The 21,907-nt window shown below is 71.8% G+C and carries 22 protein-coding genes; 9 read left to right on the top strand and 13 right to left on the bottom strand.

Annotated elements, in window-relative coordinates; translation table 11 throughout:
• Positions 1-110: 110 nt before the first annotated feature.
• The 7 genes from ACFYY2_RS17935 to ACFYY2_RS17905 form a co-directional block, all read right to left on the bottom strand.
• Positions 111-1,754 carry an ABC transporter ATP-binding protein gene (locus tag ACFYY2_RS17935; RefSeq protein WP_388743549.1) on the bottom strand — a complete coding sequence of 548 codons (1,644 nt, stop codon included), beginning with the start codon at positions 1,752-1,754 and terminating at the stop codon, positions 111-113.
• Positions 1,751-2,740 carry an ABC transporter permease gene (locus ACFYY2_RS17930; RefSeq protein WP_388743546.1) on the bottom strand — a complete coding sequence of 330 codons (990 nt, stop codon included), beginning with the start codon at positions 2,738-2,740 and terminating at the stop codon, positions 1,751-1,753. The genes ACFYY2_RS17935 and ACFYY2_RS17930 overlap by 4 nt, the downstream gene beginning before the upstream one ends.
• Positions 2,737-3,720, bottom strand: coding sequence for an ABC transporter permease (locus ACFYY2_RS17925; protein WP_388743543.1), 984 nt, complete (start codon positions 3,718-3,720; stop codon positions 2,737-2,739). Before ACFYY2_RS17925 ends, ACFYY2_RS17930 begins: the two co-directional genes overlap by 4 nt.
• A gap of 2 nt (positions 3,721-3,722) precedes the next feature.
• A complete protein-coding gene (locus ACFYY2_RS17920; RefSeq protein ID WP_388743541.1) occupies positions 3,723-5,456 on the bottom strand; it encodes an ABC transporter substrate-binding protein in 1,734 nt (577 codons plus the stop codon).
• A 202-nt stretch (positions 5,457-5,658) separates the two neighbouring features.
• On the bottom strand, positions 5,659-5,754 hold the full coding sequence (locus tag ACFYY2_RS17915; RefSeq protein ID WP_327114964.1) for an Ms4533A family Cys-rich leader peptide: 96 nt from the start codon (positions 5,752-5,754) through the stop codon (positions 5,659-5,661).
• 89 nt (positions 5,755-5,843) lie between these two features.
• Positions 5,844-7,175: a DUF3152 domain-containing protein gene (locus ACFYY2_RS17910; RefSeq protein ID WP_388743539.1), complete on the bottom strand. Its 1,332-nt coding sequence runs from the start codon at positions 7,173-7,175 to the stop codon at positions 5,844-5,846.
• Between the two features lie 9 nt (positions 7,176-7,184).
• A complete protein-coding gene (locus tag ACFYY2_RS17905; protein ID WP_388743537.1) occupies positions 7,185-8,150 on the bottom strand; it encodes an alpha/beta fold hydrolase in 966 nt (321 codons plus the stop codon).
• Positions 8,151-8,426: 276 nt separating this feature from the next.
• Here ACFYY2_RS17905 and ACFYY2_RS17900 point away from each other — a divergent pair, with 276 nt between their 5' ends.
• The 4 genes from ACFYY2_RS17900 (at position 8,427) to ACFYY2_RS17885 (ending at position 10,282) form a co-directional block, all read left to right on the top strand.
• Positions 8,427-8,642 (top strand): hypothetical protein, encoded by a 216-nt coding sequence (locus ACFYY2_RS17900; protein WP_388743534.1) that lies wholly within the window; start codon positions 8,427-8,429, stop codon positions 8,640-8,642.
• Between the two features lie 168 nt (positions 8,643-8,810).
• Positions 8,811-9,452 (top strand): TetR/AcrR family transcriptional regulator, encoded by a 642-nt coding sequence (locus tag ACFYY2_RS17895; RefSeq protein WP_327114972.1) that lies wholly within the window; start codon positions 8,811-8,813, stop codon positions 9,450-9,452.
• Between the two features lie 136 nt (positions 9,453-9,588).
• Complete coding sequence (locus ACFYY2_RS17890) at positions 9,589-9,816, top strand: DUF3107 domain-containing protein (protein ID WP_327114974.1); 228 nt, start codon at positions 9,589-9,591, stop codon at positions 9,814-9,816.
• 193 nt (positions 9,817-10,009) lie between these two features.
• Positions 10,010-10,282, top strand: coding sequence for a hypothetical protein (locus ACFYY2_RS17885; protein WP_388743530.1), 273 nt, complete (start codon positions 10,010-10,012; stop codon positions 10,280-10,282).
• Positions 10,283-10,291: 9 nt separating this feature from the next.
• Here the strand turns inward: ACFYY2_RS17885 and ACFYY2_RS17880 are convergent, their stop codons facing one another.
• Complete coding sequence (locus ACFYY2_RS17880) at positions 10,292-11,038, bottom strand: ferritin-like fold-containing protein (RefSeq protein ID WP_388743527.1); 747 nt, start codon at positions 11,036-11,038, stop codon at positions 10,292-10,294.
• Between the two features lie 474 nt (positions 11,039-11,512).
• On the opposite strand from ACFYY2_RS17880, the gene ACFYY2_RS17875 reads away from it, so the two are divergent.
• Both ACFYY2_RS17875 and ACFYY2_RS17870 read left to right on the top strand, forming a co-directional pair.
• Positions 11,513-13,465 carry a DEAD/DEAH box helicase gene (locus ACFYY2_RS17875; protein ID WP_388743525.1) on the top strand — a complete coding sequence of 651 codons (1,953 nt, stop codon included), beginning with the start codon at positions 11,513-11,515 and terminating at the stop codon, positions 13,463-13,465.
• A gap of 95 nt (positions 13,466-13,560) precedes the next feature.
• Positions 13,561-14,421: an alpha/beta fold hydrolase gene (locus ACFYY2_RS17870; RefSeq protein ID WP_388743522.1), complete on the top strand. Its 861-nt coding sequence runs from the start codon at positions 13,561-13,563 to the stop codon at positions 14,419-14,421.
• Positions 14,422-14,513: 92 nt separating this feature from the next.
• Here ACFYY2_RS17870 and ACFYY2_RS17865 read toward each other — a convergent pair whose 3' ends face one another.
• Positions 14,514-15,425: an NYN domain-containing protein gene (locus tag ACFYY2_RS17865; RefSeq protein ID WP_388743519.1), complete on the bottom strand. Its 912-nt coding sequence runs from the start codon at positions 15,423-15,425 to the stop codon at positions 14,514-14,516.
• 209 nt (positions 15,426-15,634) lie between these two features.
• On the opposite strand from ACFYY2_RS17865, the gene ACFYY2_RS17860 reads away from it, so the two are divergent.
• Positions 15,635-15,787, top strand: a complete 153-nt coding sequence (locus tag ACFYY2_RS17860) for a hypothetical protein (RefSeq protein WP_014154223.1) — start codon at positions 15,635-15,637, stop codon at positions 15,785-15,787.
• 127 nt (positions 15,788-15,914) lie between these two features.
• Here the strand turns inward: ACFYY2_RS17860 and ACFYY2_RS17855 are convergent, their stop codons facing one another.
• The 3 genes from ACFYY2_RS17855 to ACFYY2_RS17845 all read right to left on the bottom strand — a co-directional run bounded on the left by ACFYY2_RS17855 (position 15,915) and on the right by ACFYY2_RS17845 (position 18,274).
• Positions 15,915-16,520 (bottom strand): MarC family protein, encoded by a 606-nt coding sequence (locus tag ACFYY2_RS17855; RefSeq protein ID WP_388743516.1) that lies wholly within the window; start codon positions 16,518-16,520, stop codon positions 15,915-15,917.
• Between the two features lie 164 nt (positions 16,521-16,684).
• Positions 16,685-17,551, bottom strand: coding sequence for a PHP domain-containing protein (locus ACFYY2_RS17850; RefSeq protein WP_388743514.1), 867 nt, complete (start codon positions 17,549-17,551; stop codon positions 16,685-16,687).
• A 78-nt stretch (positions 17,552-17,629) separates the two neighbouring features.
• Positions 17,630-18,274 (bottom strand): DUF6758 family protein, encoded by a 645-nt coding sequence (locus ACFYY2_RS17845; protein WP_388743511.1) that lies wholly within the window; start codon positions 18,272-18,274, stop codon positions 17,630-17,632.
• A gap of 155 nt (positions 18,275-18,429) precedes the next feature.
• Between ACFYY2_RS17845 and ACFYY2_RS17840 the strand changes: the two genes are divergently transcribed.
• Entirely contained in the window at positions 18,430-19,662 is a 1,233-nt protein-coding gene (locus ACFYY2_RS17840) for an MFS transporter (RefSeq protein ID WP_388743508.1), read from the top strand.
• Positions 19,663-19,784: 122 nt separating this feature from the next.
• Here ACFYY2_RS17840 and ACFYY2_RS17835 read toward each other — a convergent pair whose 3' ends face one another.
• A complete protein-coding gene (locus tag ACFYY2_RS17835; RefSeq protein WP_388743505.1) occupies positions 19,785-20,369 on the bottom strand; it encodes a suppressor of fused domain protein in 585 nt (194 codons plus the stop codon).
• A 412-nt stretch (positions 20,370-20,781) separates the two neighbouring features.
• Between ACFYY2_RS17835 and ACFYY2_RS17830 the strand changes: the two genes are divergently transcribed.
• Positions 20,782-21,897, top strand: a complete 1,116-nt coding sequence (locus tag ACFYY2_RS17830; protein ID WP_329040386.1) for a magnesium and cobalt transport protein CorA — start codon at positions 20,782-20,784, stop codon at positions 21,895-21,897.
• Positions 21,898-21,907 lie beyond the last annotated feature (10 nt).

Below are 21,907 nucleotides of genomic sequence, written 5' to 3'. Positions count from 1 at the left end.
GGTGGTGCGACGGACGGTTGTCCGTCGCACCACCGAAAGGGGTGAACCGGCGTAACTTTCCCGCACCGGTCGCGTTCAGTTGCGACAATGGCCCGCGAAGTCACGGAGGGTCAGGCTGCGGCCAGCTCCTCGCGGGCCGCACGGCGCAGGGCCGCGACCCCGGGGTCGAGTGCGGGCACCGCCGCCAGCAGCTGCCGGGTGTACGGATCCCGCGGCGACCCGTACACCTCGTCCACCGCGCCCTGCTCGACGATCCGGCCCTGCCGCATCACCGCCACGCGGTCACTGACCTGGCGTACGACGGCGAGGTCGTGGGCGATGAAGACGAGCCCGATGCCCAGCTCGCGCTGGAGCTCCGCGAGCAGGGCGATCACCTGCGCCTGCGTCGTGACGTCCAGCGCGGAGACCGGCTCGTCGCACACGATCAGCTTCGGGTCGGCGGCGAGGGCCCGCGCGATGCCGACCCGCTGCCGCTGGCCGCCGCTGAACTCGTGCGGATACCGCTCGTACCGGCCGGCGTCGAGCCCTACCCGTTCCAGCAGCTCACCGACCCGGTTCCGGATCAGCCTCTCGTCCGTCTCCCCCGCCGCCCGGAGCGGATCGGCCACCGACTCGCCGATCGAGCGCCGCGGGTTGAGCGAGGCGACCGGGTCCTGGAAGACCATCTGGATCTCGCGGCGGACGGGGCGGAGCGCCTTGTCCGACAGCGAGCCGATGTCCTCGCCCCGGTACAGGAGCCGCCCGGCCGTCGGATCGAGCAGCCGCACGAGCATGCGCCCGAGCGTGGTCTTGCCGCTGCCGCTCTCCCCCACGATGCCGAGCGTCTCGCCCGCGCGGACGGTCAGCGAGACCCCGTCCACGGCGGTGACCCGTCCGGCGCCGCGGCCGAACTCGCGGCTGAGGCCGACGGCTTCGAGCAGGGGCGGCCCGTCCTGCGCCGGTACGGACGCGGCCGCCGCCCGGGTGCGCTTCGCGTCCACCCGGGGCACCGCCGCGAGCAGTTCACGGGTGTACGGCTGCCGGGGCGACCCCAGCACCTCGGCGACGGGTCCGTGCTCCACCGCACGGCCGTGCTGCATCACGAGCACCTCGTCGACGCTCTCGGCCGCGACGCCCACGTCGTGCGTCACCAGCAGCAGCCCCATGCCCGTCTCCCGGCGCAGGTCGTGCAGCAGATCGAGGATCTGGGCCTGCACGGTGACGTCCAGCGCGGTCGTCGGCTCGTCGGCGATCAGCAGCCGCGGCTCGCAGGCCAGCGCCATCGCGATCAGGGCGCGCTGCCGCATCCCGCCGGAGAACTCGTGCGGCCGCGACCGCGACCGCCGCCGCGCGTCCGGTATCCCGACCCGGTCGAGCACCTCGACGGCCCGCGCGCGGGCCGCCCGCCGGGAGGCCCGCGTGTGCACGCGGTACACCTCGGCGATCTGGTCCCCGACCGCGTAGTAGGGGTCCAGCGAGGACAGCGGGTCCTGGAAGACCATCGCGGCCTTCGCCCCGCGCAGCGCGCGCAGTTCCGCGTCACCGGCCGCCTGGACGTCCACGCCGGCGACCCGGACCGAGCCGCCGACCGTGGCGCCGGTCCCCCGGTGGAGCCCGAGCAGGGCCCACGCCGACGCGCTCTTGCCGGACCCGGACTCGCCGACGACGCCGAGCGCGGCCCCCTCCTCCAGCGTGAAGGACAGGCCGTCCACGGCCGTCACACCGTCGGCGCCGTCGAAGGAGACGGTCAGACCGGAAACCTCGACCAGGCTCATGCCAGCACCACCCGACGGTCGGCCATCGCCTGCAGGATGTCCGCGACGGCATTGGCAAGGACGACGAAGAAGCCGGTGACGAGCACCAGGCCGACGACGACCGGCAGGTCGACGTTCTTCACGGCGTCGACGAGTTCGCGTCCGACGCCGGGGATGTTGAAGAGCGACTCGGTGAGGACGGCTCCGCCGAACAGCGAGCCGATGTCCAGCGCCCCGAGCGCGATCACGGGGCCGAGCGCGCCGCGCAGCGCGTGCCGCCCGACGAGCTTGCGCTCGCTCACCCCGTACGCCCGGAAGGTACGCACGTGGTCCTCGGCGAGGGTCTCCAGCATCGACGCCCGGGTCATCCGGGCGTACGGCGCGGCGGAGACCAGGGCCAGGGAGACCCAGGGCAGCAGGAGGTTCCAGGCCCACTGTTCCGGGTTCTCGGTGAGCGGTACGTAGTCGGGGAAGGGGAGCAGTTGCAGCGCCGAGCAGAAGACGATGATCAGCAGCAGACCGATGACGAAGACGGGCGTGGCCAGGCCGGCCAGGGTCAGCCCGGTGAGGAGCCGCTCGGTCACGCGGCCGCGCCGCCAGACCGACAGCAGCCCGGTGCCGACGCCGAGCACGACCCACAGCACGAACGCGCCGACGGCGAGCGACGCGGTGGCCGGGAGCTTGGTCAGGATCATCTGGGTGACCTGCTCGTCGTTCTGGTAGGAGCGTCCGAGGCAGGGGGCCTGGCAGTGCAGGATCCCGGTGCCGGTGGAGTAGTCGTGGCCGACGAAGATCCCCTGGAGGAAGTGGGCGTACTGGAGGTACAGCGGGTCACCGAGGCGCAGTTGGTCGCTGACCTGGGCCACCTGGGCCGGGGAGCAGCGCGGGCCGCAGGCGATCTGCGCGACGTTGCCCGGGGCGACGTAGAAGGCGGCGTAGACGACGATGCTGAGGGCGAGGAGCACGAAGACCGCCCCGCCCACGCGCCGCAGCACGAACCGGCTCATGCTCCGGCCTCCTTCTTGCGTCCGGTGCCGATCCGCAGGCGGGACGCGACGCGGGGGTCGAGAGCGTTGCGCACGCCTTCGCCGAGGACGGTCAGCGCCAGCACGGTGACGAAGATCAGCAGGGCGGGGATCAGCAGATAGGTGGGCGCCGCCTGGTACCAGGTGTCGGCGTCGCTGAGCATCTGTCCCCAGGACGGCGTGGGCGGCTTGATGCCGACGCCGAGGAAGGACAGCGCCGCCTCGACGACGATGTCGCCGGGGAAGAGCAGCACGGCGTAGGTGATGACGGGGGCGGCGAGCGCGGGCAGCAGTTCGCGCCGGGCGATCCGCCAGGCGCCCCAGCCGCTGAGCCGTGCGGCCGCCACGTGGTCGAGCGACTTCAGCGCGAGGGTCTTGGCGCGCACGATCTTGGAGATGCCGGACCAGCCGACCAGTCCGACGATCACGGCGATCAGCACCGGGCGGGGGAAGCCCGCGGGGACGACGGCGAGGGCGCCCAGGGCGATCACCATGACGGGCAGGGCGACGACGACGTCGGTGACGCGGCTGAGCGCCTGGTCGACGAGGCGGTTGCCGAGTCCGGCGGCGAGCCCGACGGCCACACCGATGATCACCTGGAGCAGGGTCGCGCCCAGCGCGACGCCGAGCGACACCCGGGCGCCGTAGACGACCCGGGCGAAGAGATCGCGTCCGGTGAGCGGTTCGACGCCGAGCCAGTGGTCGGCGCTGATCCCGCCGAACGAGCCCAGCGGCACACCGCCGGTCGCGGAGTCGACGAGGTCGGCGTGGTACGTCGTGGGGTCCTGGCCCTCGATGCCCGCGAGCAGCGGCGCGGCGAGCGCGACCAGGACCAGCAGGGCGACGACCACGGCCGCCACGGCGGCGGAGCGCCGGGCGCGCAGCCGCCGCCAGAACGAGGAGGCCCCGGAGGCGGGGGCCTGGACGGCCTCCGCCTCCTTGACCAGCAGAGCTTCGGCCATGGTTACTTGACCGCGGCCTGCGAGATGTCGAGCACGCCGGTCCAGTCGCTGATGACGACGTTCTTGACGTCCTCGCCGAACAGGCGCTTGTAGACGGGGTGGAACAGCGGCACGGTCACCGCCTGCTCGCCGATCTTCTTGTCGAGTGCGCCCCAGCGCTTCGCGGCCGCCTTCAGGTCGGTCAGCTTGTTGATCTCGTCGACCTCCTTGTTGACCGAGGGGTCGTCGAGCTGGAAGGAGTTGAAGTTGTAGCCGCTCTTGACGATCTGGCGTCCGTCGAAGATCGGCGCGAGGAACGGGCCGCCGGACGGCCAGTCGGCGCCCCAGCCGGTCAGGAAGAAGCCGGGCTCGGTCTTCACGTTGAAGATCTTGTCCGAGTAGGCGTTGGACTCCAGGCCCTGGAGCTTGACCGTGATCCCGGCCTTCTTCAGCGCCTCCTGGATCGCGGTGGCGATCTCCGGGCTGGTCTCGAAGTTCTTGTCGTTGTTGTGCGTGAGGGTGATGGTCAGGCCCTTGGCGTAGCCGGCCTCCTTCAGCAGCTCCTTGGCCTTGGCCGGGTCGCCCGACTTTCCGCCCGGGAAGGCGTCGTAGGCGCTGTGGCCGAAGGACGCCTGCTCCGGCAGGAAGGTGGTGGCGGGCTCGGCGAGCGAGGAGCCGCCGGCCGCGTTGACGACCGAGGTGCGGTCGACGGCGTACGAGATCGCCTGGCGCACCTTCGGGTTGTCGAACGGCTTCACCTTCGGGTTGAAGGCGATGTAGTTCGTGTAGCCGAAGTGGCCGGTGCCGACACGGCCGGCGAGCTTCTTGTCGCCGGTCACCTTGGCGAGCTCGGCCGGGCCGAGGTTGGTGTCCGTGGTGACGGCGGCGGCGTCGGCGCCGCGGGAGGCGGAGAGCCGCTGGTTGATGACGGCCGAGTCGAGCCCGGAGCGCACGTCGATGCGGTCGGGGTAGGCCTTGCGCTCCTCGTCGGTCGCGGGCGACCAGAAGGTGTTGCGCTCCAGGACGAGGCGCTCGCCGTCGCCCTCGTTGCTGACGACCTTGTACGGGCCGGAGGAGAGGGGGTGGTTCTCGTACTTGGTGCCCTTGTCCTTGGCCTGCGGCACCGGCGCCGTCTGGGTCTGGGTCGCGAGGTACGGGAAGTCGCCCTCGGGCTTGTTCAGGTGGAAGACGATGGTCCGGGCGTCGGGCACCTCGATCGAGGCCAGGCCCTTCTTGTCCTTGTACGGGCCCTGGTAGTCGGCGCCGCCGATCAGCCAGTCACGCAGGTAGGGCGCACCGCCGGAGAGTTCGGGGGCGAAGGAGCGCTCGATGCCGTACTTGATGTCCGCGCTGGTGATCGCGGTGCCGTCCTCGTACTTCAGCCCTTCCTTGAGGGTGTACGTCCAGACGGTGGCGTTCTTGCTCGGCTTGCCGAGGCCGGTCGCGAGGTCCGGGACGACCTCGGAGCCCGCGGCACCGTTCTCGCGGTTGCGGGTGGTGAGGGTGCGGAAGACGAGCGAGGGGACGTTGCCGCCGCCGGAGGTGTAGAGCCGCGCGGGGTCGAAGTCGTCCTGGGGGTTGCTGTTGAGCACCGTGAGGGTGCCGCCCTTGGCCGGCTTGCCCGAGGCGCCGGACGCGCTGCCGCTCTTCCCGCCGTCGTCGTCCTGCGGGCCGCAGGCCGCCAGTCCGGCGACGAGGACGAGGCTGACGGCGGCGGTGGTCGCCACTCTGCGCGATATGAAGGACGGCTGACTCATCGGAAGATGACCTCTCGGAAGTGCTGCGGTGGGGAAGGGGGTGGGATTCCGCACGGACGCAGCGCGGTCCCCCCTGGGAGGGGAGGGACCGGTTACCGGAGAGGCCGCGCCTGCGGGCGGAGTACGCCCGGGCGCGGTGTCATCAAGGGCCGACGAGCCCGGTGGGGGCTCGTCGGGGTGCCGACGCGCGCTCGAGCAGGCGTCAGCGACAGAGAATGTCGGCTACACAGTGCCCGGCCACGCCGAAGAGCGCCAGCTCAAGGGCGGCGCGCTCGGAGGATGCGGGACTGTGCGACATGGGGAGAAATATGGACGACCCCCACAACCGATGTCAACGCGAGACGAGACGGCCGTCCCACGATGTGGACGATCCGCTTCCGCCGCGGATCAACTGCCCGGGAACACCCAGGGGTTGGGACGGCACTTGATGCCGTCCAGGTCAAGGGTCTTGGTCTGCTGCTGCATCACGGGCGCGAGGGCCCCCGGAGTGCGGCAGCTCACATGGTTGTGTCCGAGCCGGTGGCCGACCTCGTGGTTGATCAGCATCTGGCGGTAGGGCAGGAGCTTGTCCGGGCCGAAGGTCGCGGCGCCCTGCGCCCAGCGGTACGCGTTGATCATCACGCGGTCGGTGGCGGCGGAGTCGCAGGAGACGTTGTCCTCCGTGGTGTCCAGCCCCGACTTCTCGCACCAGACGCCCGTGGTTCCCGGACTCGCGAGGGTGATCACGAAATCGGGCTCGCCGGAGGAGATCCGCTCGAAGGTCATGGCGCCGCCGTGCGCCCAGCTGCGGTCGTCGTTGAGCGTCTTCTGCACGGCTTCGGCGAACAGCCCGGAGTCGAGGCCCAGCCCCCACTCGACGTCGATCCGGTACCGGTACTTGTGTCCCTTGCCCGGCGCCTTGGCCAGGCCCGGTACCGCGACGAACTTCCCGGACGCCTTCAGGTCGGGCGCCAGCGGGAAGGGAGTCGCCATCCTCGCGGCGTACGACATCGTCCTGACCTCGGGCCGCCCCGCGGCCTGAGGGGTCGAGCGGTCCACCGAGCGCGAGGCGTCCCCGGAGTCCTGCCGGTCGACGCCGGCGGACGGCGAGGTGGCGCCCCCGGTGGCGGAGTCGTCGGCGACCTGCCCGGCCACCACGACCGCCAGCACGGTGGTCACCGCGGCGGCCGCCACACCGGTGAAGGCGCGGCCCTTGCCGGCCTTGCCCCGGGGGCTCCCGCCGCCCTGAGCACCCTCGGCCCCGCCGTCGGCCGCCGCGCTCCCGGGCGTGGCCTCGGGCGGCGACGGCGGAGCCGGACGCGAAGGCGTGGTGTCGAACGCCTCCAGGAACTCCTGGCGCGGGCCCGGTATCAGCGGGGCGTCGCCGGTGCGCCGCGGCTGTGTGCGGCCGGCCGCACGCTGCGCCGCCTGCTGCCGCGCCACGGCCTGCCGGACGCGGAAGGCCTCGTGCGCGGCGGGTGCGGACATCTCCGGCCGGCCGGCGTCGTACGCCTGCTGCTGCCCGGTCCCCCAGCCGCCGCCGGGCTCACGCTGTTCGGGGTGCCCGCCGCGCACGCGCGGCGCGTCGCGGAACGGGCCGTACCCGTCCCCCTCGGCGGGACGGGCTTCACGCCCGCGCCTGCCCGTGCCCGGCCCCGGGATTCCGGAGGCGCGCTCGGCACCGGCCGTCCCGGCGTCGCGGCCCTTGGCCTCGGGGCCCTTTCGACTGTGTCGTCCCACGTGCCCGGATCAGCTCCCGCCGCGTTCGTCGAGCAGTTCCCGGAACGCCTGGGCGACCGCCTCCGGGTACTCCATCATCGCCACGTGCCCCGCTTCGGGCAGTGTCAGCAGGCGCGAGTCGCGGAAGGCCGCGGACGCCTTGCGTGCCATCCGGTACGAGACGAGCTGGTCCTTCGAGCCGTACACCAGCAGGGTCGGCGCGAGCACCCGCTCGGCCTGGCGCCACAGACCGTGCTGCCCACCCAGCGTGTAGGCATCGACGATGCCCCGGGCCGAGCGTGTCATGGCGTCCCAGAAGTACGGAAGTTGAAGTCGTCGCTCCATCTCGGCCACCGCGTTGCGGAAGGCCTCGTCGGAGATGCGTGTCGGATCGCCGTAACAGAGTGCCATGGCGCCGCGGGTCCGCTGCTCCGCGGTCCAGCCACGGGTGAGCCTGGCGAACAGGGAAGCGACGCCAGGGAGTGCGAGCAGTGCCGTGGGGACGGCCGGCCGCTGGACCCGGATCTCGGGCAGGGCCGGGGAGATCAGGGTGAGGGTGCGCACCAGATCGGGCCGGACCGCCGCGACCCGGGTGGCAACGGCGCCGCCGAGGGAGTTCCCGAAAAGGTGAACGGGCCCGCGCCCGCCCGCGTCCAGCAGCCGGATCACGGCCCGGGCGTGTCCGGTGACGGAGTAGTTGCCGTCGTCCGGCGGCGGGGAGTCCCCGAAGCCGGGCAGGTCGACCGCCTCGCTGTCGAGGACGTCCTTCAGCAGCGGCATCAGGGCCGACCAGTTCTGGGACGACCCGCCCAGCCCGTGCACGAAGAGCGCGGGGGCCGCGCCCGCGGAATCCGCGGGCCGGGCGCGGACGGTCAGGGTGAGCCCCGGAAGCACGACGGAGCGCAGCTCCTCGCCCTCCGTGACCCTCACGGCACTGACCGTGGGCGCCGCCGCCGCGGCGGCGGCGCGGGTACCGGGCAGCTCGGTGGGAGACATGCGGCAATGTTACGAGACGATCACGCGATGGTTCATGTGTTCGCCGTCACAGGCCGCACAGCGGCCCGGCAGGGCCGCTCCCGAGGGCTGCCCCGTCACCCCGGCGGATCGGCGCGCGGCGTCGGATGCGGCCCGCCGCAAGGGGGAAGGACGTCCGCATACTGGATGTATCCGGGCGTTCCGACAACGCCGGCGAGGCGCCGCACCCGACGTCGCGCGCCAGCCGGGGATTGCGGGACAGCCCTCAGGCTGCAAGGGAAGGAAGGGAGCCACCCCATGACGGTCGACCCGAGCGACCCGGAGACCTTCGAGGACACCCAGCCGGACGAATCCGGCCCGGAAGCCCCGGAGGCGGACGCCGCCGAGCAGCGGGCGCCGGTCGGACAGGAACGGGACGAGCCCCTCACGGGCGTCGACCCGGGAGCCGCGAACGAGGCGGATGCGGCCGAACAGGCCCGCGTCGTTTCACAGGATGAGGACGATTACCGGTAGAACGCACCACTTTGCACCGCCGACCTGCGCATTCGCGGCTACCGGAGTCGTCCGGTCCGTGAAATTCTGCGTCCGCGCCGCGCACACCGGGGTTACTCAAAAGTACGATGGCCCCACGGCGCAGCGTGCACGGTTCGGCTGTGTTCGATCACGAAATTGGGAGGCGGCGTGACAGCCATCGAGCAGACAGAGACGGCACGCCCGCGGGGCACCCGGCTCCCCCGTCGTGCCCGACGCAACCAGCTGCTGGGCGCCGCGCAGGAGGTCTTCGTCGCGCAGGGCTACCACGCCGCGGCGATGGACGACATCGCGGAGCGGGCGGGCGTCAGCAAGCCCGTGCTCTACCAGCACTTCCCCGGGAAGCTGGAGCTCTACCTCGCGCTGCTCGACCAGCACTGCGAGTCGCTCCTCCAGGCGGTCCGCACGGCGCTCGCCTCCACGACGGACAACAAGCTGCGCGTCGAGGCGACCATGGACGCCTACTTCGCGTACGTGGAGGACGAGGGTGGCGCCTTCCGCCTGGTCTTCGAGTCCGACCTGACGAACGAGCCGGCGGTGCGCGAGCGCGTCGACCGGGTGTCGCTGCAGTGCGCGGAGGCCATCTCCGACGTCATCGCCGGCGACACGGGTCTGTCCAAGGACGAATCGATGCTGCTCGCGGTGGGCCTCGGCGGGGTCTCCCAGGTCGTGGCGCGCTACTGGCTCTCCAGCCCGTCCGGGATCCCGCGCGAGTCCGCCGTGCAGCTGCTGACGTCGCTCGCCTGGCGGGGCATCGCCGGTTTCCCCCTGCACGGCGCCGATCAGCACTGAGCCCGGTCCGGCCGTGCGGCCGGTGTTCGCTGCGGGCGTTGCCGGTCGACCCGTGGTCCGTCCCTTCACCGGGCTAATGTGTGCTGCGTACGGCGCGGTCAGACCGCGCGATGACGACCGTCGGAGGGACATAGCCGTGGAGGTCAAGATCGGGGTGCAGCACACGCCCCGCGAGATCGTTCTGGAGAGCGGGCTCACCGCCGAAGAGGTCGAGAGCGCGGTCGCCGAGGCGCTCAACGGCAAGGCGCAGCTGCTCAGCCTCACGGACGACAAGGGCCGCAAGGTCCTCGTACCGGCCGACCGGATCGCGTACGTGGAGATCGGCGAGCCCAGCACCCGGCGGGTCGGGTTCGGCGCGCTGTAGCCGCGCGACGCGCGCAACAGAGGCGGAGGCCCGGCGGATGTCCGCCGGGCCTCCGCCTCTTCGCCGCCGGATTCCCTCCGGAACGTCCCTCGCAGGGGTACTCCGGGTGCGTGTGAGGGTTGCGTTCCGCAGGCCACGGGTAGGACGGGCAGGGACCGACCGACCGCCGCGCCATCAAGCGAGGTGACCTTCTGTGCTCTGGGAATCCATCAGCTCCGTCGTGCTCGGACTCGCCCTGTCCTGGCTCGCGCTGCGCACACTGCCGGGCCGCCTGCCGTCCCCGCGCGTGGTGTACGTCACGGGCGCGCTCGGCGCCCTGTTCGGTGCCTATCTGACGCACTCGACGCTGGGCGCCGGCCATGTCCTCGCCACTCCGGCCGGTGCCGCGCTGGTGGGGGCGGTGACCCTGTCCCTGCTGATCCGCCCGCGCGGCAGCCGGCCGGTGCGCTCGGTGGCCGCCCAGTAGGGCCGCCGCTCAGGCCGCGAGACCGAGGGCGGCCATCCGCTTGGTGTGGGCCTCGGTGATCCTGGAGAACATCCGGCCGACCTCGGCGAGGTCGAAGCCGTCCGCCACGCCGCCCACGAGCATCGTGGACAGGGCGTCCCGGTCCGCGACGACCCGCTGTGCCTGCGACAGCGCCTCGCCCATCAGCCTGCGCGCCCACAGGGCGAGCCTGCCGCCGACCCGCGGCTGCGCCTCGATGGCCGCGCGGACCTTCTCCACGGCGAAATTGCCGTGGCCCGTGTCGTCGAGCACGGAGAGGACGAGGGAGCGCGTGTCGGAGTCGAGCCGGGCGGCGATCTCCCGGTAGAAGTCGCTGGCGATCGAGTCGCCGACGTACGCCTTGACCAGGCCTTCCAGCCAGTCGGACGGGGCCGTCTGGCGGTGGAAGTCGTCCAGCGCCCTGGCGAACGGCTCCATGGCGGTGGTCGGCTCCTCGTCGATGGCGGTGAGCCGGTCGGTGAGCTGCTCGAAATGATGGAATTCGGCGGACGCCATCTTCGCCAGGGCCGCCTTGTCACCGAGTGTCGGCGCGAGTTTGGCATCCTCGGCGAGCCGCTCGAAGGCCGCGAGCTCTCCGTAGGCGAGCGCACCGAGCAGATCCACGACCGCGGCGCGGTACTGCGGCTCGGCGGAGGCGGTGGCCCAGTCCTGGGCGGCGATCCCGGTCGGTGCGGGCGCTTCTTCGGATGCTTCAGTGGCGTTGTCAGGCGTCTCCATGCAGCGCAGAATAGCCCGCCCCGACGGGGACGGACGGGCCCGGTGGGACGGACACATCACACCGTTCCAATGAATTCGCCCAACACACATGCGCGAATCCGGGGTACAGTGGTATTGCGCTTGCTGAGCATTTTCTTGTGCCGTGAGCGCGACCTTGAATGAGGATGCCCGGTCGGTGGCCCGATCGGCTCCGACCTGACAGCCCTCCAGGCGGGGCGTACACCACGTACGACCGCAGAGGAGGGGACCCCTCAGCGGCACGAGCGCTCGAGCGACGGCAGTGGTCCCGCGCCACCCGGCCTCTCCAAGGCCGGATGACCAACCCCGGCACGGTACGACCCCCAGCGTTCGCCTCGGTCCGCGTCTCACAGAAGAGGCAGCACCCTGACTACGTTCCGCGACCTCGGAATCCTCACCGAGACTGCCGAAGCCCTCGAAGCTGTCGGCATCACCTCCCCGTTCCCGATCCAGGAGATGACGCTCCCCGTCGCGCTCTCCGGATCCGATGTCATCGGCCAGGCCAAGACCGGCACCGGCAAGACGCTCGGCTTCGGCCTGCCGCTCCTGGAGCGCGTGACCGTCCCCGCCGACGTCGAGGCGGGCCGGGCGGCGCCCGAGAAGCTGACGGACGCGCCCCAGGCCCTGATCGTCGTCCCGACCCGCGAGCTGTGCCAGCAGGTCACCAACGACCTCCTGACGGCCGGCAAGGTCCGTAACGTCCGCGTGCTCGCGATCTACGGCGGCCGGGCGTACGAGCCCCAGGTCGAGGCCCTCAAGAAGGGCGTCGACGTGGTCGTCGGCACCCCGGGCCGTCTGCTCGACCTGGCGGGTCAGCGCAAGCTCGACCTGTCGCACATCCGCGTCCTCGTCCTCGACGAGGCCGACGAGATGCTCGACCTGGGCTTCCTGCCCGACGTCGAGCGCATCATCACGATGCTGCCGGCCAGGCGCCAGACCATGCTGTTCTCGGCCACCATGCCCGGTGCCGTCATCAGCCTGGCGCGCCGCTACATGTCGCAGCCGACGCACATCAACGCCACGTCGCCCGACGACGAGGGCACGACCGTCAAGAACACCGCGCAGTTCGTCTACCGCGCGCACAACATGGACAAGCCGGAGATGGTCTCGCGCATCCTGCAGGCCGAGGGCCGCGGGCTGGCGATGATCTTCTGCCGCACGAAGCGGACGGCCGCCGACATCGCGGAGCAGCTGGAGAAGCGCGGCTTCGCGTCCGGCGCGGTCCACGGCGACCTCGGCCAGGGCGCCCGCGAGCAGGCGCTGCGCGCCTTCCGCAACGGCAAGGTGGACGTCCTCGTCTGCACCGACGTCGCCGCGCGCGGCATCGACGTCGAGGGTGTGACCCATGTCATCAACTACCAGTCGCCCGAGGACGAGAAGACCTACCTCCACCGCATCGGCCGTACCGGCCGCGCGGGCGCCAAGGGCATCGCGATCACGCTGGTCGACTGGGACGACATCCCGCGCTGGCAGCTGATCAACAAGGCGCTGGACCTGAAGTTCCCGGACCCGGTCGAGACGTACTCGACGTCTCCGCACCTGTACGAGGAGCTGGGTATCCCCGCGGGCACCAAGGGTGTCCTGCCGCGCGCCGAGCGGACCCGTGCGGGTCTGCGCGCGGAGGAGATCGAGGACCTCGGTGAGACGGGCGGCCGCGGCCGTAAGTCCGCCGCGGCCGCGCCGGCCGCCCGCGAGGAGCGGGCGCCGCGCACCCCGCGTCAGCGTCGTCGCACCCGTGGCGGCGGCAGCATCGACGAGGGCGCCGTCACCGTGCCCGCCCCTGCGGCCGAGCCGGCCGCCGAGGACGCTGCCGCGGAGCCGCGCACCCCGCGTCGCCGTCGCCGCACCCGTGCCGCGGTGGCCGAGAGCATCGTGGAGACCGCGGTCGCCGTGACCGAGGCTCCGGTGACCGAGGCCGCGCCCGTGACGGAGAGCGAGCCGGCCGCCGAGGCCAAGCCGCGCCGGCGCCGGGCGCGCACCGCGGCCGCGAAGCCGGCGGTCGCGGCCGCCCCTGTCGCGGAGCCCGTGGTGGACTTCCAGACCGTGGCCGTCGCGGAACCGGTGGCGGAGCCCGTGGCCGTCAAGCCGCGCCGCCGCACCCGCGTCGTGAAGCCGGCCGACGAGGTCGACTTCCAGATCGCCCCGGTCTCGGAGCCGGTGTCCGACACCAAGCCGCGCCGCCGGCCGCGTGCCGCCGCGAAGCCGAAGGCCGACGTGGTGGTCGAGACGGCGTCCGCGCCCGAGGAGGCCGCGGAGACCAAGCCGCGCCGCCGCCGTCCCCGCGCCGTGGAGAAGGCCGCCACCGCCGCGGTGTCCGAGGCCGTGGTGGACGAGGGCGCCGCTCCCGCCAAGCCGCGCCGCCGTCGTGCCCGCGCGACGACCGCGGCGGCCGAGCCGACCGAGAGCTGACCCGTTCCACGGCCCCCGATCCCGCACCGCGGGGCCGGGGGCCGTACGCATGCCTGCCCGGGCGCGCCGCGGCCTCCGGCGATAACCTCGGGCCCATGAGCCGGCCGCCCACTTTCACCCCGCCCCCCTGTGCCCGCGCCCGCGTCCTGCGCACCGAACGCGGGGACTTCGCCGTGCTGGACGCCGCGCCGCCCACCGCAGCGCACTCCACCGCACTCCTCCTGCCCGGTTACACCGGCAGCAAGGAGGACTTCATCGCGCTGCTGGAACCGCTCTCCGAGGCCGGCTTCCGGGTCCTGACGGTGGACGGCAGGGGGCAGTACGAGTCCGAGGGGCCTGACGACCAAGACGCTTACTCCCAGGCGGAGTTGGCCCGGGACGTTCTGGCCCAGGCGGCCGCGGCCGGCAGTCCTGCGACGCCCAACGGCATCCACCTGCTGGGGCACTCGCTGGGCGGTCATATCGCCCGCGCCGCCGTGCTGCTCGACTCCGCGCCCTTCCGCTCGCTCACCCTGATGTCGTCCGGACCCGCCGAGATCGACCCGACGCAGCAGAAGAAGGCCCGGCTGCTCGGCGACGCGCTGGGGCGGTGGAACATGGCGGACGTGTGGACGGCGATGCGCGCGCTGGACCCGCCGGAGGACGCGGACACCGGGGACGGCGAAGACCTGCGCCGGCGCTGGCTGCGCCACAATCCCGCGCAGCTGATCGCGACGGGCGCCCAGCTGTCGGCCGAGCCTGACCGGGTGGCCGAACTCGCCGCGCTGCCGCTTCCCGTGCACGTGATCTCCGGCGAGCGCGACGACGTCTGGCCGGTCCCGCTGATCGACGACATGGCGCGGCGGCTCGGCGCACGGCGCACCGTGATCGAGGGGGCCGAGCACTCCCCCAACACGGCCCGTCCGCTGGAGACGGCAGCCGCGCTCGTCGCGTTCTGGAACAGCGTCGGGGTCTGACCCGCCGGCGCAGGGTGCGCGGGAGATCAGCCCGGTGCGGATTCCGGGGCGGTCCGCCGCCGTGACGCGGCACGGCGGCGGCCCACCCGGGGTCAGAACTGTGCCTGGAGATGCTGCCAGAAGCCGTCGCGCAGGGCGCGGCGCAGGTGGGCGTGGCCGCGCAGCGAGTGCTGCAGCACGCGCTCGGCCTCGACGAGCAGGTCCTGATCGACGGACCCGGGCAGGTAGGGGTGTCCGGGCAGCAGGTCGGCGAGGGCGTCGCGGCCGCGCGAGGCGAGCCAGCCGGCCGCGATCTGGGCACCCACGAAGCGGACGTCGTCACGCGCGGGCGCCGGGCTTTCGTCGTCGTACATCGTGACGGAGCGCCGGGTGACGTACGGGCGGCAGAAGTCGAGGTCGAAGGTGCGCTGGCTGTCGACCTCCCAGAGCAGCGGCTCGGCCTGGTTGCGGCCCTCGCCCGCCTCGATGCCCCAGAGGTGCACGCGGGCTCCGTACCCCTGGGCGGCCTCCACGGCCGAGACGAGGTCCTCGTCGCCGCCGACGAGCGCCGCGTCGCTGATGGCGCGGTGCCGGGCCAGTGACTCCAGATCGGTGCGGATGAGTGAGTCGACGCCCTTCTGCTGATTGTTGGCGTTGAGGTTCCCGAGCCTGACCTTGACGTCGGGGAGTTCGGCGATGGACTGCTGCTCGACGGTGTGGATGCGGCGCCGGGCCCCGTCGTACCAGTACACGCGCAGCAGCCGGCTGTCTGCGAAGATCGTGCGCGCCTTGTCGATGAAGGCCTCGATCAGGCCCTCCGCGTCCAGGTCGAAGGAACGGCGGTCCTCGGTACCGGTGACGAGCAGGCCCGCCGCCGCGTAGACGTATCCCGCGTCGACGAAGATCGCGTGGGTGGAGGGGGTCTTCGAGACCTCGGCGAGTACGCGCTGGAGCAGTTGGTTGGTGCGGTCGAGTTGTTCGCGGATGCCCGGACCTTCGTCCGCCCCCGTGTCCGCGTGGTTCATACGGGCCTCATCGTGTGCGTTCGGTTGATTACCGACGGGTACTTAGACATCCAAAAAATTTCCTTAGCGTAGGGAATGTTTGCATCGGGCAAGCCGTTGTACCCCCTGTGGAGCGCGAGGCGTGACGCCTAGCGCTCCTCATCCTTGCGGACGGCCAGACCGTCCTCCCAGTAGTTCTCCAGCAGGAGGATCAGACGAAGGGAAGCCATATGCGCTTCGAGATCATGCGACTCGACGACGTCGACGGTACCGCCGTGGACAGCACCGTCGTGGACGCCGCCTCCGTCAACCGGATCGTGCAGCAGGCCGCGGCAATGGGCCAGCGCATCTACATCCGGCCGGCCGACACGTCGGCTTCGTAACACCTGTACCGCTTCGAGTCGCCGGTCACGAGCGCACGACGAGCAGACGACGAAGCGCCCCCGCACGGACGATCCGTGCGGGGGCGCCGTGGCGTCCGGGGCCCGTCGGGGCGACGCCCCGGGGGCGTCAGGAGTTCTGGATGACCTGGGTGACACCGTTGATGATCTGCTGCACGGCGATGGCCGAGAGCATCATCCCGGCGAGGCGGGTGACCAGCACCACGCCCCCGTCCTTGATGACGCGGATGATCAGCAGCGAATACCGCATGACCACCCAGAGCACGACGTGGATGGCGAGGATGGCCGACCAGACCGAGACCTGACCGACCACCCCGTCCGCGTGCTGCACCGCGAGGATCACCGAGACGATCGCGCCGGGCCCGGCGAGCAGCGGCATGCCCAGCGGCACGAGTGCCACGTTGACGTCCTTGGTCTGCGTCGGCTCGTCCGTCTTGCCGGTGAGCAGGTCCAGGGCGATGAGCAGCAGCAGAAGACCGCCCGCGATCATGAGCGCCGGTATGGAGACGTGGAGGTAGTCCAGGATCTGCCGGCCCAGCAGACCGAAGACGGCGATCACGCTGAAGGCGACGGACACCGCCTGGAGGGCCATTCTGCGCTGTGCCTTGGCGGGGCGGCCCGCGGTGAGGGCCAGGAAGATGGGGGTGATTCCGGGCGGATCCATAATCACAAAAAGGGTGAGAAAAAGGGATCCGAAGACAGCGATGTCGAACACAGTGAGCCTTGCGAGAGAAGAGCGGGCCGAACAGGGGGGATGGGCGCCCGGGCGCCACGGGGCGGCCGGGCACGGGGGCGCCGGGGGCGGCGCACGCGTGAGGGGGGAATGCCGGAGGGTCCGTCACCTGCGGGGTGAAAGACCCTCAGGCGCGCCGGGGCGGGCTAGGCGTCGCGAGGTCCGCCCGCACCCGGCACCGGGAAGGCCCCCGTCGCGCGCCGGGTGATCTCCCCGTAGATCTCGGGATCGGTGGTGTACGCGCCGAGGCCGACGGTCTTGCGGGTGCCGTGGTAGTCGCTCGACCCGGTGGGCAGCAGCCCCAGGTCGGCGGCGAGGCCCCGCAGCCGGACCCGGGTGGCTTCGTCGTGGTCCATGTGGTCCACCTCGACGCCGTCGAGCCCGGCCGCGGCGAGCCGAGCGATCGCGGCGTCCGGCACCACGGCGCCGCGCTTGACGGCGAGCGGGTGGGCGAGCACGGTGACGCCGCCCGCGGCCTTCACCAGCCGGACCGCGTCGAACGGATCGAGTTCGTGCTTGCTCGCATACGCCCGTCCGCCGTCGGCGAGCCACTCCGGGACGAAGGCGTCGGAGACGGAGTCCACGACACCGAGTTCGACGAGAGCGGTCGCGATGTGCGGCCGGCCGACGGAGCCGTCCCCGGCGATGCGCGCGACCCGGTCCCAGGTGACGGGGACACCGAGCTCCTGGAGCTTGCGGACCATGGTCCGCGCCCTCGGCACCCGGTCGTCCCTGACGAGCTCGCGCTCGCGGGCCAGTTCGGGCTCCGACGGGTCGAAGAGGTAGGCGAGCATGTGCAGCCCGACGCCGTCGATGCGGCAGGAGAGCTCGGCACCGGTCACGAGGGTGAGACCCCGGGGAAGCGCGGCGGCCGCCTCCGCATGCCCCCCGACGGTGTCGTGGTCGGTCAGCGCGACGACGTCGAGACCCGCCGCGGCCGCGGCGGCCACCAGTTCGGCGGGGGTGTCCGTACCGTCCGACGCGGTGGAGTGGGTGTGCAGGTCGATGCGCACGACGCTCACTCCAGTGCTGGCGGACGGACAGGGGGACGCTCAAGGATAACCGCCGCGAATCACCCCTTCGGCCGACCTTCAGGGGCGGGTGAGCAGCCGGGGGGTGAGGGCCCCGCAGGGCACGAGGTCCACTTCCGCACCCGCGTCGCGGAGGTCCGTCAGCACAAGTTCGTCGTACATCAGGAGCCCCGACTGCTCGGGCCAGACGATCGCCCAGAGCCACAGGCCACGAGCTTCGCCGACGAAGACCGCCCGGTCGGACGGGGCGTCCTTGACGTGCCAGAGTGCCGTGGGGCGGCCCGCGGCGAGCACCTTGGCGTCGGGCGCGGTGTCGACGCGCAGACCGGAACCGGGGTCGGGGCCCTCGATGCCGGCATAGCGCGCACCCAGCCCGACGCCCAGCTCCTCGGCGACGAGCAGCAGTTCGCCCATCCCCCCGAGCGGTCCGGGACCCGAGCAGGCGACCGCGGTGGCACGGCCGCCGCTGCGGTCGTCCCCCGCGTACGCGGCGCCGGTGAACAGCCAGCCCACGGGGAGCGGCCAGGGCATCCACACGGGCACCCGGGCCCGGTGCACCACCACGCCCAGCGCCTCGACGCTGGGCGGGACCACCGGCTGCATCGGCTGCACCTGGCCGTGTGCGGAGCACTGCCAGGCATCGGCGAAGAGACCGGGCGCCCTGACCCGGCCACCGCACTTCGGGCAACTGGGTTCGCCCCTCATAACGCCCCACCGTCCTCTCCGGTCGTCGCCGCGTCAAGGACGATCACCCTTCCGCAGCGCGGCTCCCGCCCGAAAAATAGATGCGGGTTGCACTTATTAGCTTGTCTAACTTATTCTGGGCGCAAGGCAACCCCCAGTGGAGAGCGAGAGAAGTCATGCCGGGAGCGGATCCGTTCGACGAGGGGACGGCCGGCGTCCTGCGCCAGCCGAAGGCCGTGTGGGCCACGGCGGGCGCCTCGGTGGTGGCCTTCATGGGTATCGGCCTGGTGGACCCGATCCTGCCCTCGATCGCGAAGGGGCTGGAGGCCACGCCCAGTCAGGTGTCCCTGCTGTTCACCTCGTACTTCCTGATCACCGCCGTCGCGATGCTCGTGACCGGTTTCGTCTCCAGCCGCATCGGGGGACGCAGGACCCTCCTCGCCGGCCTCGCGCTGGTCGTCGTCTTCGCCGCGCTCTCCGGCACCTCCTCGTCCGTCGCGGAGCTGGTCGGTTTCCGGGCCGGCTGGGGGCTGGGCAACGCCCTGTTCGTCTCCACGGCGCTCGCGGTGATCGTCGGGGCGGCGGCCGGCGGCAGCGCCGCCGCGATCCTTCTGTACGAGTCGGCCCTCGGCCTCGGCATGGCGTGCGGGCCGCTGGTCGGCGCCCTGCTCGGCGACGCGAGCTGGCGCTACCCGTTCTTCGGCACCGCCGCCCTGATGGCGATCGGCTTCGTGTGCATCACCGCGTTCCTCGGGGAACAGCCGAAGCCGGCCCGGAAGACGTCCCTGCTGGACCCGGTCAGGGCGCTCGGACACGGCGGGCTGGCCTCCGTCGCCACATCGGCGTTCTTCTACAACTACGCGTTCTTCACGGTCCTGGCCTTCACACCCTTCGTGCTCGACATGTCGCCGTACAGGTCGGGTGCGGTGTTCTTCGGCTGGGGCCTGCTGCTCGCCGTGTTCTCGGTCCTCGTCGCCCCGCGTCTGCAGCGGCGCTTCGGCTCGCTGAAGGTCGTCGGCGCCTCGCTCGTGCTGCTGGCGGCCGACCTGGTGGTCCTCGGATACGGCGACCACACCACGGCCGTCGTCTGCACCGTCGTCTCCGGCGCCTTCATCGGCATGAACAACACCGTCTACACCGAACTCGCCCTCGGCGTCTCGGACGCCCCGCGCCCGGTGGCGAGCGCCGGCTACAACTTCGTCCGCTGGTTCGCGGCGGCCGCGGCCCCCTTCCTCGCACCGAAGATCGAGGAGTGGAGCGACGTCCACGTCCCGTTCGTGGTCGCCGCGATCGCCGCCCTCGCCGGAGCGGTCGTCGTGTGGGTGCGGCGCGCCGCACTGACCCACGACGCGCGGGAGCTGGAGCCGCGCCACGCGGCCGAGGACGGCGTCACCGTCTTCGCGGACTGACCTCGCGGCGCCACCCGCACCACCCCCGCTCCGCGGCCGGCCCTCCCGGCCGCGGAGCGGGGTCCCGCGTACCGGCGCGAGGACCTCACCGGTGCCGGGGGCGCTCACGTCGGCCCGGGAACTCAGTCCAGCGGCACGGAGGAACGCAGCGGGTCCCGCAGGTCGGTCCCCTGTGACAGCCACCGCTCCTGGAGCTCCTGCGCGCCCCTGACCCGCTTCCAGGCCGCCTCGTTGTGCGTCATCGGCAGCAGCGGCAGGAACCGCACCGGCTCCATGGGGGCGTCCAGGTCCAGGTCCTCGACCAGACCGCCCGGTTCGGCGACCAGGACGGAGGTGAACGGCGCGCCGGGCCACAGCGGCTGCCCGAGGTCGAGCGACGCGCCCGGCGCCACGATCAGGCCCTCGACCTGCGGGGAGGCGGCGAGCACGGCGAGCGGCCGCAGCACCTGGTCGGTGTCCGCGATCCCCGCCCGCACCGACAGGACCAGTTCGGCGCGCGGACCTTCCACGGGGTCGGCGAGGGGCGAGGTCGGATCGGCCATCGGCCGGTCGGACATGCCCAGGGTGGCGTAGCGCACCACGTCGCCGTCGAGGAAACGGAGCACCTCGATGCGGTCCGTGCCCAGGAACGTCACCTGGGCGCGCGCGTCCGGCTCGCCGAGCGCCGTACGGAGCCGGGCCTCGACCAGATCAAGAATTTCTCCCATGCCGCGAGCATAGAACGCGTCTGGAACGGGCAAAGGAAGGGATTGGCCCTGGTCCGGACTGATAGCCTGAGCCGTCGGTAGGGACAGCACGCAGAAGCGCGCTCTCAGTCCTGACAACACGTGATCCCCCACGGGGGACCGGCCGGAGGAGGTGGGGCTGCGGTGGATCCAAGTCGACCTCGCAGTACCGACAGCTCTTCCGCACGACGCCTTCCTTCTGTGATCTGACGCCCCTCCGGGACGTCACCACGGCAGTTCGCGCGACGGAAGAGCCCTTCGTTTTTGCCTGTCTGTAGCGAACGCCGTCATCGCGCACGCGCGGTGCCGCCCGCTTTGCGGACGTGAGCGCACGTCCCCATTCCGGGCTGTTCCACGCCCCCCGCCGACGGCCCTCCGTGAAGAGGAGCCAGCCATGTCGATGATCCGTGACCTGCGCGCCGCCGTGCGCCCGTCCCTGCGCAAGAGCAACACCCCGTACAACAGCTACGACGCCACCCGTGACCCGTCCGCCTCCAGCGCGGTCGTCGACTGCGCGGTCTACCGCGACGGACGCCGGGTGACCGAGGCCTCCGGCCTGACACCGCGTGAGGCGATGCTGCGGGTGAGGGAGGACGGCGGTTTCGCCTGGATCGGTCTGCACGAGCCGACCGACGAGGAGTTCTCCGGAATCGCGAGGGAGTTCGGCCTCCACCCGCTCGCCGTGGAGGACGCCGTCCACGCCCACCAGCGGCCCAAGCTGGAGCGCTACGACGACACGCTGTTCACCGTCTTCAAGACGATCCACTACGTCGAGCACGCCGAACTGACCGCGACCAGCGAGGTCGTCGAGACGGGTGAGGTCATGTGCTTCACCGGGCGGGACTTCGTGATCACCGTCCGGCACGGCGGTCAGGGCTCGCTGCGCGCGCTGCGCCACCGCCTCCAGGAGGATCCGGAGCTGCTCTCCAAGGGCCCCTCGTCCGTGCTGCACTCCATCGCCGACCACGTCGTGGACGGCTACATCGCCGTGGCCGCCTCGGTGCAGGACGACATCGACGAGGTGGAGATCGACGTGTTCTCCACCCCGGCGAAGGGCACCGCGCGTGGGGCGGACGCCGGCCGGATCTACCAGCTGAAGCGCGAGGTGCTGGAGTTCAAGCGCGCCGTGTCGCCGCTGCTGCGGCCGATGCAGCTGCTGAGCGAGCGGCCGATGCGGCTGATCGACCCGGACATCCAGAAGTACTTCCGGGACGTCGCGGACCACCTGGCCCGGGTGCACGAGGAGGTCATCGGCTTCGACGAACTGCTCAACTCGATCCTCCAGGCCAACCTGGCGCAGGCGACCGTCACGCAGAACGAGGACATGCGCAAGATCACGTCCTGGGCGGCCATCATCGCCGTGCCGACGATGATCTGCGGCGTGTACGGGATGAACTTCAAGCACATGCCCGAACTGCAGTGGACGTACGGCTATCCGATCGTCCTCGCGCTGATCGGCGTCGTCTGTTTCTCCATCCACCGCACCCTCAAGCGCAACGGCTGGCTCTAATAGAGTGCGG

The organism is Streptomyces sp. NPDC001822 (genome assembly GCF_042892135.1).
In the GTDB taxonomy this organism is placed as follows: domain Bacteria; phylum Actinomycetota; class Actinomycetes; order Streptomycetales; family Streptomycetaceae; genus Streptomyces.
The sequence above is the reverse complement of the archived record's forward strand: the minus strand, read 5'-3'. Positions and strand labels throughout refer to the sequence as shown.